12 protein-coding genes are annotated in these 13,138 nt (G+C 49.5%); 9 read left to right on the top strand and 3 right to left on the bottom strand.

The genetic code is table 11. The annotated features are described in order from the left end of the window. Nucleotides 1-23 precede the first annotated feature (23 nt). Both HHL17_RS01195 and HHL17_RS01190 read right to left on the bottom strand, forming a co-directional pair. Nucleotides 24-1,250 (bottom strand): MFS transporter, encoded by a 1,227-nt coding sequence (locus tag HHL17_RS01195; protein WP_169222989.1) that lies wholly within the window; start codon nt 1,248-1,250, stop codon nt 24-26. Between the two features lie 85 nt (nt 1,251-1,335). Then, nucleotides 1,336-2,010: a FadR/GntR family transcriptional regulator gene (locus HHL17_RS01190; protein WP_169222988.1), complete on the bottom strand. Its 675-nt coding sequence runs from the start codon at nt 2,008-2,010 to the stop codon at nt 1,336-1,338. A gap of 213 nt (nt 2,011-2,223) precedes the next feature. Between HHL17_RS01190 and HHL17_RS01185 the strand changes: the two genes are divergently transcribed. The 8 genes from HHL17_RS01185 (at nt 2,224) to HHL17_RS01150 (ending at nt 11,847) form a co-directional block, all read left to right on the top strand. Next, entirely contained in the window at nt 2,224-2,913 is a 690-nt protein-coding gene (locus HHL17_RS01185) for a sterol desaturase family protein (RefSeq protein ID WP_169222987.1), read from the top strand. An 88-nt stretch (nt 2,914-3,001) separates the two neighbouring features. Continuing rightward, nucleotides 3,002-5,395, top strand: coding sequence for an alpha/beta hydrolase family protein (locus HHL17_RS01180; protein ID WP_169222986.1), 2,394 nt, complete (start codon nt 3,002-3,004; stop codon nt 5,393-5,395). Nucleotides 5,396-5,776: 381 nt separating this feature from the next. After that, nucleotides 5,777-6,655, top strand: coding sequence for an AraC family transcriptional regulator (locus tag HHL17_RS01175; RefSeq protein ID WP_169222985.1), 879 nt, complete (start codon nt 5,777-5,779; stop codon nt 6,653-6,655). 141 nt (nt 6,656-6,796) lie between these two features. Beyond that, entirely contained in the window at nt 6,797-7,135 is a 339-nt protein-coding gene (locus HHL17_RS01170) for a hypothetical protein (protein WP_317166498.1), read from the top strand. A gap of 146 nt (nt 7,136-7,281) precedes the next feature. Next, a complete protein-coding gene (locus tag HHL17_RS01165; RefSeq protein WP_169222983.1) occupies nt 7,282-8,628 on the top strand; it encodes a TolC family protein in 1,347 nt (448 codons plus the stop codon). Nucleotides 8,629-8,641: 13 nt separating this feature from the next. After that, nucleotides 8,642-9,874, top strand: a complete 1,233-nt coding sequence (locus tag HHL17_RS01160; protein WP_169222982.1) for an efflux RND transporter periplasmic adaptor subunit — start codon at nt 8,642-8,644, stop codon at nt 9,872-9,874. Further along, on the top strand, nt 9,871-10,617 hold the full coding sequence (locus HHL17_RS01155) for an ABC transporter ATP-binding protein (protein WP_206155885.1): 747 nt from the start codon (nt 9,871-9,873) through the stop codon (nt 10,615-10,617). Before HHL17_RS01160 ends, HHL17_RS01155 begins: the two co-directional genes overlap by 4 nt. Nucleotides 10,618-10,626: 9 nt before the next feature. After that, complete coding sequence (locus HHL17_RS01150; RefSeq protein ID WP_169222981.1) at nt 10,627-11,847, top strand: ABC transporter permease; 1,221 nt, start codon at nt 10,627-10,629, stop codon at nt 11,845-11,847. Between the two features lie 100 nt (nt 11,848-11,947). Here the strand turns inward: HHL17_RS01150 and HHL17_RS01145 are convergent, their stop codons facing one another. Continuing rightward, on the bottom strand, nt 11,948-12,253 hold the full coding sequence (locus tag HHL17_RS01145; RefSeq protein WP_169222980.1) for a hypothetical protein: 306 nt from the start codon (nt 12,251-12,253) through the stop codon (nt 11,948-11,950). 201 nt (nt 12,254-12,454) lie between these two features. On the opposite strand from HHL17_RS01145, the gene HHL17_RS01140 reads away from it, so the two are divergent. Continuing rightward, nucleotides 12,455-13,072, top strand: a complete 618-nt coding sequence (locus HHL17_RS01140) for a hypothetical protein (protein WP_169222979.1) — start codon at nt 12,455-12,457, stop codon at nt 13,070-13,072. Nucleotides 13,073-13,138 lie beyond the last annotated feature (66 nt).

Genomic DNA, 13,138 nt, shown 5'->3' with positions numbered 1-13,138 from the left:
AAAATCAAAAAATCGAATCAAAGTTATTGTTTTTCTTTCTTCTCCAGGTTAGGCAGGAAACCTGTCAGGAGCCCTATCAAAGGAAGATAGGAGCAAACCTGGTATACGTACCCGATACTGGTGGCATCGGCCAGTTTGCCCAGCAGGGCGGAAGCCACACCGGCCATACCAAAGGCCAGACCGAAAAAGAGGCCGGCAATCATACCCACTTTGCCGGGCACCAGTTCCTGTGCATACACCAGGATAGCTGAGAAGGCGGAGGAGAGGATAACGCCAATGAATACACTCAATACGGCGGTCCAGAACAGATTGGCATAAGGCAGCAACAGCGCAAACGGTGCTGCACCCAGGATGGATATCCAGATAACGTACTTCCGCCCGATACGGTCGCCCACCGGGCCTCCGAAGAAAGTGCCGGCGGCAACGGAGAACAGGAAGATGAACAGGTATACCTGTGAACTCTGAATAGATACGCCGAAACGGTCCATCAGGTAGAAGGTATAGTAGTTGGTCATACTGGCCATGTAGAAATACTTGGAGAAAATCAGCATCAGCAGGATGCCCAGCGAGATGACTACCCGCGCAGGAGGCAGGGTTTGTTGTTGCAGCTGCTGAACGGCTTTCTTCGGTTTTATCCGGTGGGTATTGCCTTTGAACCAGTTACCGATATAGATCATCACAAAAATGGCGATCAGCGCCAGCACAGAAAACCAGATCACATGGAACTGTCCAAACGGCACAATGATCGCAGCGGCCAGCAATGGGCCCAGTGAACTGCCAGCGTTACCGCCTACCTGGAATAAAGACTGCGCCATGCCGTGTTTACCGCCGGAGGCCATATGCGCCAGGCGGGACGCTTCCGGATGGAATACGGAAGAACCAATGCCTACCAGGGCTACGGAGACCAGCAGCATCGGGAGAGTATTGGCCATGGAAAGGCTGACCAGCCCTATCAGGGTGAAGGCCATGCCTACCGCCAGTGAAAAAGGCTGCGGCTTTTTATCAGTGAACAGGCCCACCAGCGGCTGCAGGATAGAAGCTGACAGCTGGAAGGTAAGCGTGATCAGTCCTATCTGGGTAAAATTCAGCTTCATGGTGTTTCTCACCAATGGATAAATGGCCGGTATCAGTGACTGTAACGTGTCATTCAGCAGATGCGTGAAGCTGAGCGCGATCAGTATGGGAAAAACCGTCTGCTGTGCTACTTGTTGAGAAGCCGATGTAGGAGCTTCCTGTGTAATAGTGGTCATGGTTTCTTGTTTGAAGGTCAGATCATCTGATGTTTAAGGGTAAAAAAATTTATGGCTGCTGATACTGACATCGTAGCCTCACAGGCTACTTGCTTTGAGTACTGATTTTAGTGGCCCAGAGCAACGCCTTCTTTGCGTCTTTGTCAACGATGCTTTGCAGCAATGCATCGTGCAGCGATTGTGATTCCACAAACGAGTCGGTATTGCTGTAACGCGCTACAAACGATGCTTTCAGGTGAGTAGCCACCGTCCTGTAGAGGTCCAGCATGATCTCGTTTTTGGATGCTTCCGCAATCGCAGTGTGGAAGTTGATATCCGCCTGGATACAAGGCTCCAGCTCATTGGCCGTAGCAGTGGTGAAACGTTTCTTCAGAAAACCTTTCATCTTCTCTATATCCTTGTTGTTGCGGTGGATAGCAGCCCTTTCAGCAATTTTTACTTCCAGCAGCAACCTTACTTCGTTCAGCTCCTCAAAGTCTGCCCGCTGCAGCCGCTGGCCCAGCGGTTCTCCGCCACCGATCTGTGATATGACAAAAGTGCCAAGCCCTTGTTGTACCTTCACCAGACCTTTGTTGGCCAATATCTTCACCGCCTCGCGTATACTCGAGCGGCCCACGCCAAATTGTTGCATGAGCTCTGGTTCCGTCGGCAGCCGCTGCCCGGTGGTATATTTACCGCTGAATATCAACTCTTGCAGCCTGTCGGCCACTTCTTCAGCGAGATTTTGACGCTTTAATGGTGCTGATCCTGTATTCATCATATCATCAGATGTTTGCAAAGGTAACAAAAGATTTGCTTATTTGGTAATTTTATTATTTGGTTATTGGATTTACGGATTTGGTAATTTTTTGATTTTGAAATTTAGAATAGCTAATAACAGGTTTATAATGTTGTTTTATTCAGCAACTATGTATACGGAAACCTAAAAATTTCAAAATTTCAAAATCCGTAAATCCAATGATAAAATATCCAAATGATAAAATACTTAAATGATACGCCTGACTGGCAACTGTGGTTTTTCTTTTTGATAGAAAATGCCCTAATCGTTCTCGGCGTACTGGCCTGGGGCAACTACCTGCTGCACCGCCCCATCCGGCAGGTGTTCGACTATACCCGCCATCAATGGCGCATTTGTATCATCACCACCCTGCTCAATACCGTGGTCACTTTTGCAGGGTACTGGTTGTGGGAACACGAATATATCCGCATCCATGAAACGGCGTCATGGCGCATACTCACAGACGCACTGGCACTGTTCCTCATCATGGACCTGCTCATGTACATTTTCCATTACCTGATCCATCAAACATTTTTATACCGGTTGCTGCACCGCCTGCATCATGAAGCAACAGACCCGGTACCGATCGATTTGTTTGTATTGCATCCGCTGGAAACACTCAGCTTCGGCATCCTCTGGCTGCTGGTGCTGCTGCCGTTCAACATGAACCTGTATGGCATCCTGATCTATCTTGTCATCAACGTGATCTTCGGTATGACAGGCCATCTCGGTATAGAGCCCCTGCCTGAAAATATGCGGCAATGGCCGGTATTAAAATACCTCGGCACCTCCACCTTCCACCACGATCATCACCGGCAGGAGCATTACAACTATGGTTTCTATACCAGCATATGGGACCGCCTCTTCGGTACCCTGAAGCGGTAAACGCCTTACCGCTTAAATAACACCCTTCAGATAACCGGAATAATGTACTATTTTGGCCGGATTCATTTTTTCAGAATCAAACTGCTGTATGAGAAAATTAGTACTAACACTATCGGTGTTCATCACTTTCCGTGCCTATGCACAGGATGCGCTGAAATACCAGATGCCTGCACAAAGCATTATGGAGCTGGCCATGGCCGCACCTTCTCCTGCTGTCAACTTTAGCAGGGGAGACATGATGCTCATCATGGACCGCACCGGATTCCCTACCATCGAAGAACTGTCGCAGCCGGAATACCGGTTGGCCGGCTACCGTATCAATCCTGCCAATTTTGGCCCCAGCCGCGCCAGCTATGTAACGGGTATCCGTATCAAAGAAATAACCGGCAAGCGGGAATATGCCGTGACAGGCGTGCCTGCCGGCGCCCGTATCGGCAACGTTACCTGGTCTCCGCTGAAAAAGAGCTTCGCTTTCACCGTTACCACAAACAATGCTATCACCCTCTGGAAAGCAGATGTAGCTACCGGTGAAGCTAAACAAATCAGCTCCCGTCGCCTGAATGACACGTTCGGCGGTGCTTTCCGCTGGATTGATGAAGACCGCATCCTGGTACTGTCTGTGCCTGCGGGCATTGGCGCCGCACCGGAAAAACCGCTCGCGCCGGAAGGTCCCACCGTACAGCAGACATCCGGTAAAGCCGCTCCTGCTGCCACCTACCAGGATATGCTGAAAAATCCCTACGATGAAAAACTGTTCGACTACTATTTCCAGTCGGAGCCTGTGATCATCGGCGCCGCCGGGGAAAAAGTCATTGGTAAACCTGTGGTGTATACTGATATCGCTCCATCTCCTGATAAACAATATTTACTGGTACATCAGCTGAGCCGCCCATATTCTTATCTCGTGGGAGCCGGCCGCTTCCCTTCAGAGATCAGCATCTGGGACCTTCAGGGCGCTGTGGTGAAACAACTCGCCAAAAATCCGCTGGATGAAGTACGCCCGAAAGGCTTCGATGCTACCAGCAACTACCCTCGCGGCTATCAATGGCGTAACGACGCTCCGGCCACTATCTGCTGGATACAGGCCCTCGATGGCGGCGATCCTAAAAAAGAAGTGCCTTTCCGCGATGTGGTAAACACCCTCGAAGCTCCATTCACTGCTGCACCGGTAGAACTGGTGAAAACCAAAGACCGCTTCAATGGCCTCACCTGGGGCAACAGTCAACTGGCTTTGGTAGCAGAAGGCAACAGCTCCAAACAGACTGTCAAAGTAAGCCGTATTGATCCGTCTCATCCCGGACAGGACCCCGTGGTGATCATTGATCGTTCTGAAAATGACCGGTACAACGACCCCGGAGATCCGGTTATGGTGAAAAACCAGTATAGCAGGTCCGTTCTGTACCTGTCTCCGGCTAATGAGCTGCTGATGATTGCGCCTGGTGCCTCTCCTGAAGGTGACCGTCCGTTTCTCTCCAGCTTCAGCCTGAAAAACGGTAAACAGAATATCCTGTGGCGTTCCCAGGCCCCTTATTACGAACAGGTGGCCGAAGTGGTGGACCCGGCTAAACAACTGATTATAGTCGCACGCGAATCAGCGTCAGCACCGGTGAACTATTACCTGCAGAATCTGAAAAAGAAATCAGCCGCCATTGTGCTGACGAATTTCCCGCACCCGCAGCCATTACTGGAAGGAGTGCAGAAACAACTGCTGAAATACAAACGTAAAGACGGTGTAGACCTCACCGCCATGCTGTACCTGCCTAAAGGCTACGATGCCGCTAAAGACGGCCGTTTACCGGTACTGATGTGGGCTTATCCGCGTGAGTACAAATCAGCTTCCGATGCAGCACAGGTAAGAGGTTCTGCGTATAAATTCACCCGGGTGACTTATGGTTCCCCCATTTTCTGGGTTACCCGCGGCTTCGCTGTAATGGATGCCACCGAAATGCCGATCGTAGGGGAAGGGGATAAAGAACCGAATGACAACTTCATAGACCAGCTGGTCATGAATGCTGAAGCGGCAGTGGATAAAATCACCAGCATGGGTGTTGGCGATAAAGACCGTATCGCTGTGGGTGGGCACTCCTATGGCGCGTTTATGACGGCTAACCTGCTGGCACATACGAACCTGTTTAAAGCGGGTATCGCCCGGAGCGGCGCCTACAACCGTACACTGACGCCTTTTGGTTTCCAGAACGAACAACGTACCTACTGGCAGGCGCCTGACGTGTACTATAAAATGTCTCCGTTTTCTTATGCTGATAAGCTGAAAGCGCCCATCCTCATGATCCATGGTGAAGCAGACAATAACTCCGGCACTTTCCCTATTCAGAGCGAAAGGCTGTATAATGCCCTTAAAGGCAATGGCGGTACCGCCCGCCTGGTGTTCCTTCCGCAGGAAAGCCATGGTTATGCCGCTAAGGAAAGCATCCTGCATATGCTGTGGGAAATGGATAACTGGCTGATGAAATACGTGAAATAATCCGCAGTCCCAGGGCTGAAGCCCTGGGCTACGATGTTGTTCAGGCATGTTTATCAGTATATTTCGTTATTAACAGTTGAGGGTTTCAATATTAAACCGTACGCTAAAACATGCCTGTATAACATCTTAGCCCATCCTACGATATTACACGGCTCTTGTTATTTATTAATAGTGTCAGGGCGTCAATATTAAACCGTACCCCTTAAACATGCCTGAACAACATCGTAGCCCAGGGTTTTAACCCTGGGTTTCTTAATTGATGTTCCCCCGGGATTTTTATATGATAAAAAACCCGCAAATATACAGAATAGGTAAAAAGTACCATTGAAGCCCCATATAACACAATCAATTTCCCCACCCGCCCTGTACCTTTGTGATATCATGTCAAAGGCACATATCCATACATATGACATCTGCTCGCTGGGAATGGGTAAACCCGCTTCAGAAGACATTCTGGTAGCAAGATTTACTGATTACCTGGCAGCACATCCGGACATCAAATTCCCACACCGGCATTCTTTTTACCATCTGGCATTTTTTACCAGTGGTAAAGGTTCCCATACGATCGATTTTGAGCGTTTCCCGGTGAAACCCGGCCAATTGTATTTCATGGTCCCCGGGCAGGTGCACAGCTGGTTTTTTGAAGGACAGATTGAAGGATATGTGGTGAACGTGGCGGCTGGTTTCTTTAACGCTTTCTTGCAGGATGCCGGTTATGTGGAGCGTTTCCCGTTTTTCAGCGGTGTAAGTGCGGAAGGTGTGGTGACATTGCCGGAAGAAGCCCGGCCCCGCGTGGTGGCATTGTTTGAAAAAATGCTGCTGGAAATGGACGGCACTGAAGCCTATAGTCATGATATGTTACGGCTCCTTATGCTGGAGATGTTTGTGAAAGTAAGCCGGGTAACACGCAACGGTGACGCCCCGCAGGAACCGCCACATAACTACGTGCTGCTGCGCAATTTCCGCAAACTGGTGGAACAGCACTATATGCAGCTGAGATTGCCGAAAGATTATGCGGCGCTGCTGTATGTAACACCCAATTATCTCAACGCTTTCTGCCGGCATATGCTGGGCAAATCGGCCGGGGAAATTATCCGCGACCGGGTGCTGTTGGAAGCGAAAAGGTTGTTGATCAATGTAGATACCAGCATCTCTACAATCGCTTACCAGCTGAGCTTTGGCGATAATTCCTACTTCACGAAATTTTTTAAAAAATATGAAGGAGTAACCCCGGAAGAATTCCGGAAGAATATTTCCTGACAATAAAAGCTTCAATATATGTGTGCAGATAAAAATCATGAGAAACCGAACATTTTCAAAAGCGTATTCACCAACAAATGTGCACGCTGCAGAAGGGGTTCTATCTTCCTCAGCAAAAATCCGTATGACCTTAAAAACTGTATGAAAATGCCGGAAAAATGCCCGGTATGCGGTCAGCAGGTGGAAGTGGAAGTAGGGTTTTACTACGGTACCGGTTATGTGAGCTACGCCCTCTCTGTTGCTATATGTGTGGCCAGCCTCATCGCCTGGTGGCTGTTTATCGGCTTCTCCATATATGATAACAGCATTTACTGGTGGCTGGGATTCAACGGTCTGTTGCTGCTGAGCCTCCAACCCGTGCTGATGCGCTGGTCCAGGACCATCTGGATGGCCTTCTTCGTGAGATATGACGAAGATTGGCAACAAGGGCCTCCTGAGGGCAGCGGCAGGGTGAATACCACCTTCAAAAATGCCATTTAATAAAAGATAGTAGGATTGAGTATAACGAATGAAAAAACGAAGGCCCGGGTATTTTTCACCCGGGTCTTCGTTTTTTTTCGGTATATTAGGATGACTATTTAACCCCGTATCTGTCATTAGCTATTACTAACAGCAATGATTACACGATGAAATTTCCCCGGCGGTTTGTTACTTTGTTATGTCTGTCCCTCTGGACGTATTGCAACAATCCGCTGATAGCCCAGGATAGCACTCAAACGTCGCTGCCGGCTATCTGGATTTTACAGGATTGTCTGAATTACGCCATGCAAAACAATATCCGGTTGAACAGCCTGCGGCTGAGCCGGATGAGCAGCGAGCAGGACCTCTTGTTGTCAAAAGCGGCCAAGTTGCCCAACCTTACCGGTTCGGCATCCCAAACCCTCACCGGCAGTAAAACCCTCACCGCCAGCGGCAGCAGGCCGTACGAGGGCGCATTTTCAGGCAACTACTCCGTTAATTCCAATGTCACCCTGTACCAGGGCGGCGTTCTCAACTACGACATCAAACAAAAAGGACTGCTGATGCAGGTAGCTGATCTGAATATCGCGCAACAGATCAACGATATGACCATCCAGATTACACAGGCTTATCTCAATATCCTGCTGGCTCGGGAGAATATCGTCTACGTGAAAGACCTCGTTACTACCTCTGAAGCGCAGGTGCAACAAGCACAACAACGGTATGATGTGGGAAGCATCGCACTGAAGGACCTCGCTTCGCTGCAATCGCAATTCGCGGCCGACCGCTATAACCTCGTTACAGCTGAAAATCAGCACCGGCTCAATAAACTGACACTCAAACAATTACTGCAACTGCCCAGCTCCTACGATTTTGATATCTTTTCGCCGGACACGCTGGTGTCCAGCCACCTGGTAGTACCGCTGCAGGAGGCGCAGGACACGGCGCTGGCCAACAGGCCCGAAGTGAAAAGTGCAGAACTGGGCGTTAACGTATCATCGCTGGATTTGGCCAAAGCCCGCGCAGGGTACATGCCCACGCTCAGCGCCGGCGGGGCGCTCGGCAGCTCTTACCTCAGAGACCCCGGTAACAACTTCTTCAAACAACTGGATAATAACTTCTACCAACAGATAGGCCTCACACTGTCTGTTCCCATATTCACCCGCAGGCTTAATAAAACCAACGTGGAGAAATCCAGACTGGAAGTAGATCAATCAAAACTAACGCTGAAGGATACACGTACTAACCTGTCGCAGACAGTGGAACAGGCGTATATCAACGTACAGAACGCGCAGGGCCAGTACGACGCGTCGGTGGAACAACTGCGTTACGCAACGGAAAGCTATCGTATCGCCACTGAACAGCTGAAAGTAGGCGTGGCCAATATGGTGGATTTTTTGCAACAGAAAAACCTGTACATACAGGCGTTTCAGGCTTATGTACAGGCTAAATACAATGCGGCATTGACAATCAGGATATATGATTTTTACAGGGGCGTACCTGTAAAACTATAAATGCAATTGACGTATGAGAAAATATAAAAAGGTTATCATCGTGGCGGTTATCCTGCTGGTGGCGCTGGTCATCTGGTTTGTTTTTATCAGGAAGAAGCCTCAGCAGATAGCGTTTGAAACCGTCCAGCCTGCCTATGGTCATATAGCCACCACCGTTACTGCCACCGGCACTATACAGCCTGTGGATACCGTTGCTGTGGGCGCCCAGGTATCCGGTACGCTGAAGTACCTGTATGTAGATTTTAACTCACAGGTAAAAAAAGGAGAGAAGCTGGGTGAACTCGACAAAGTGCTGTTCCAGGCGCAGGTAGACCAGTTCCGGGCCAACCTCCAGGTGGCACAGTCCAACCTGGATTATCAAAACAACAATTTCCACCGGCAGGAGCTGCTCTATAAAACAGGCGCCATCGCCAAAGCGGATTATGATGTGGCCTACAATCAACTGGGACAGGCCAAAGCACAGGTGGCCAGTGTGAATGCACAGCTGGCATCGGCCTTGAAAAATCTTTCATTTACGGATATCGTCTCCCCAATTAATGGTGTTGTGCTCAACAGGAGCGTTAGCGTAGGGCAAACAGTGGCGGCCAGCTTCAATACGCCTACCTTGTTTGTGATCGCTAAAGATATCACCAAGATGCAGGTTGAAGCCAGTGTGGATGAGGCAGACATCGGTAATGTGAAGGACTCGCAGCGTGTAACCTTCACCGTAGACGCTTACCTGGAAGATGTGTTTGCCGGCAAAGTACAGGAAATACGGCTGCAGCCTTCTGTATCGTCAAATGTGGTAACGTATAACACGATCATCAACGCATCCAATGAATCCATGAAGCTGAAACCGGGCATGACAGCCAATGTGACCATCTATACCGCAGAAAAGGACAGTGTGTTACTGTTGCCGGTGAAAGCCCTCAAATTCCGCCCGGATTCGACGCTGTTGAAAGACTATGTCCTCGTGAGCGCTGTTGGCCGGCAGCAACGGCATACCACACCCGCAGACACCAGTGGTAAGTTCAAAAGTGTGCAAAGGGTAGGGTCTTCCAATTATGTATGGGTACTGCGGGGGGATACCCTGTTGCAGAAACATATCCGTACCGGCCTGAATGATAATACACAGATTGAAGTCATACACGGACTAACGCCGCAGGATGTAGTGGTGACGGCCGTCAACGGCAGCACCGGCCCCACGGCGGCAGCTGGTAACAAAAGCCCGTTCTTGCCCAGAATGGGAGGAGGGCGCAAGCGATGAACAGCAAAATCCTCGAGCTTCAGCAGATAAAGCGTGAGTTTATCATGGGCACGGAAACCGTCCGCGCACTGAAAGGCGTTTCCTTCGATGTGCATGCCGGAGAGTTCGTGACCATTATGGGTAGCAGCGGTTCGGGTAAAACCACGCTGCTCAACCTGCTCGGCTGCCTCGATAAACCCACGGCCGGCAACTACCTGCTGGACGGCGTGGATGTCGGTAATCTCTCACGTAATGAACTGGCGCGGCTGCGCAACCGGAAAATCGGGTTTGTATTTCAGGCTTATAACCTGTTGCCCCGTACTTCTGCACTGGAGAATGTAGAACTGCCTTTGTTCTACAACCCTTCCCTGTCGGCCTCAGAGAGAAAGGATAAAGCTGTCAAAGCTCTCGAAGCCGTGAAACTGGCCGACCGGCTGGACCATACGCCCAGCCAGCTGTCCGGTGGACAGCAGCAGCGGGTGGCCATAGCCCGCGCGTTGGTCAACCAGCCGGTGATGATTCTCGCAGATGAAGCGACAGGTAACCTGGATACGCGCACATCTTACGAAATCATGTCGCTGATGCAGGACCTTAACAAAGAGGGTAAAACCATCGTTTTTGTGACCCACGAGCCGGATATCGCTGCTTTCAGCAACCGGACGGTCATGCTGCGCGACGGCAAGGTGGTGAAAGATACCGTTAATGAAAATGTACGCTCGGCTAAAGAGGCGCTGGAGTCGCTGCCGCCGGCGGATGATTACTAATATAACAGCATGAGTGCCATCAACCTCGTACGGATCGCCTTAAGGGCCCTGCAACGCAATAAGCTGCGGGCTTTCCTCACTATGCTCGGTATTATTATCGGCGTGGCGGCGGTGATTGCCATGGTGGCTATCGGCGAAGGCTCCAAAGAAAGTATTCAGTCACAGCTGAGCGCCATGGGCTCTAACATGATCACGATACTACCGTCCAGTAACGTGTCTGGCGGCGTGCGCATAGAAGGGGCCAGCTTTCAGTCGCTTACCATTGTGGATGTGAAGGCCATACAGAAAAACGCAGAGCATGTGAGTGCGGTGTCACCCGTTTCTTCTACCAAGGGGCAGGCTATTTACGGGGCGCTGAACTGGCCTACCAGCCTGCAGGGCGTGGCACCTTCGTATTTCGATATCCGTAAACTCGAGGTAGCCGATGGCGTTAGTTTCACAGATGCGGATGTGGCCACTGCCGCAAAAGTATGTGTGCTCGGAAAAACGGTGATCAACAACCTGTTTCCCAGTGGCGAAAGCCCGGTGGGAAAAGTCATCCGGCTCAATTCTATTCCGCTGCAGGTGATCGGCACATTGGTACCTAAGGGCCAGAGTTCTTTCGGACAAGACCAGGACGATATCATCCTTACGCCCTATACCACTGTACAGAAGCGTATTCTGGCTACCATCTATTTCCAGAGCATCTACGCCTCCGCTGTCAGTGAAGGCACCTCAGCGCAGGCTACCGATGAGATCACGGAAATATTGCGGGAAACGCACCGGCTCCGTCCGGGCGATGAGAATAATTTTCAGGTACGTACCATGGAAGAACTGATTAAAACGCTAAGCTCCACCAGCAGTCTGCTTACTGTGCTGCTGACAGCCATAGCGGGTATTTCGCTGGTCATTGGCGGTATCGGGATTATGAACATCATGTACGTGTCTGTAACGGAACGTACGCGGGAGATAGGATTACGTATGTCCGTTGGCGCGAGGGGTGTCGATATCCTGTTGCAATTTCTGGTGGAAGCCATTATCATCAGTGTTACCGGTGGTATTATTGGGGTGATACTGGGCGTTACCACAGCCCAGGTGATCACATTGACGTTGGGATGGCCGACTATTGTATCAGAATCATCTATCGTCCTGTCTTTTATGGTGTGTGCGCTCACCGGTGTTTTCTTCGGCTATTATCCGGCGCAGGCAGCCTCCCGACTGGATCCGATAGAGGCATTACGCTATGAATAGCGGCTTGATAATTTTAAAACTTCCCTTTTTCAGTTAAAAAGATAAAAAAACCGTCAGGATATTTCCCGACGGTTTTTGGAACACAATTTTAACTTACAAACTACTCTTTCTTATTGTGAATCTGAGAAGGTTTCAGGTATACTTTCTTACCCTTTTCGTTCACAATGTATTTCTGATCTTTTCTGTTGATGTATACCGTTTCTCCATTAGGCCCTTCTTTGCCTTTGTAGATTTTATCTGTAATGGCCATTGCGCCTTTTACTGCAATGGAAGCTGTTTTATTACCTACTTTTTTAGCGGTGCTGTCGAGTTTGTTCTGTGCAAATACAGCCTGTGCAGGTAAGGTAGCCACTGCGCCAAAAGCGAGGGCGAACAGCGCGGCGGAAATTGTTTTTGGAGCTCTCATGATTGTTATCTTTTTATAGTTTAAAACGTGATTGCTATGGTTGTTAATCCAATTTTGATGCCATTCCTGCTTACAGATGTCTGCCAGTTGAGATATAGCAGATTACAAATATTTCTTTTTATGCTAGGAGATAAATACGGGGATTTTCCCCAGGAGAGTATCAGGACTTTTTCGTATATTGATTAACGATAACCTGTGTCTATGAGATATTCGAATGGTCTGTACCTGTCTGTTCCTACACCTTGCGGGGAGAATTGGGATAAAATGACCAATACTGCTGCGGGTAAACACTGCGATAGTTGTGCTAAAACCGTAATAGACTTCTCCTTCATGACGGATGCTGAAATTTTTGCTGTTATCAATAACAGCAAGGGGAACGTTTGTGGCCGTTTTCAGAATCAACAGTTGGACAGACTAATCAACCCACCGGCTCCTCCCCGCAAAAATTTTTTACCGGCATTGTTGTTGACGGCCGGTCTCATTACCGGTATCGCCAATCATAGTTATGCAGAAGCGAGGGACCTGGAACAAGTGGAAATGGCAATATCACCGCAGTCGCCGGTTCCGTTAGTACCGGAAGATACAGTGGCGAAACCTAACAAAGCGCATACTTTGCCGGAACTGGTGGTGGTATCATCTAAGAGTGCGAGAACAATGGGAGTGGTAGTGCCCAAGGCATCATCTATACTGGGCAAAGATCCGAACCGCTCCTGCGGTAAAGCAGATAGTGTTACTGTACGGCCTCCAATGATGATTGAGCCTGTCCGTACTGTTGATCAGGAACGCCGTCAGGTTAAAAAGAAAAAACGTTGGTTTTAACAATTGGTTATTTGCATTCAGCACTTGTCTTAATTATTCCTGTATTCCATTTTAATAGCAGCACAA

Source organism: Chitinophaga fulva, from assembly GCF_012927205.1.
Lineage (GTDB): Bacteria > Bacteroidota > Bacteroidia > Chitinophagales > Chitinophagaceae > Chitinophaga > Chitinophaga fulva.
The sequence above is the reverse complement of the archived record's forward strand: the minus strand, read 5'-3'. Positions and strand labels throughout refer to the sequence as shown.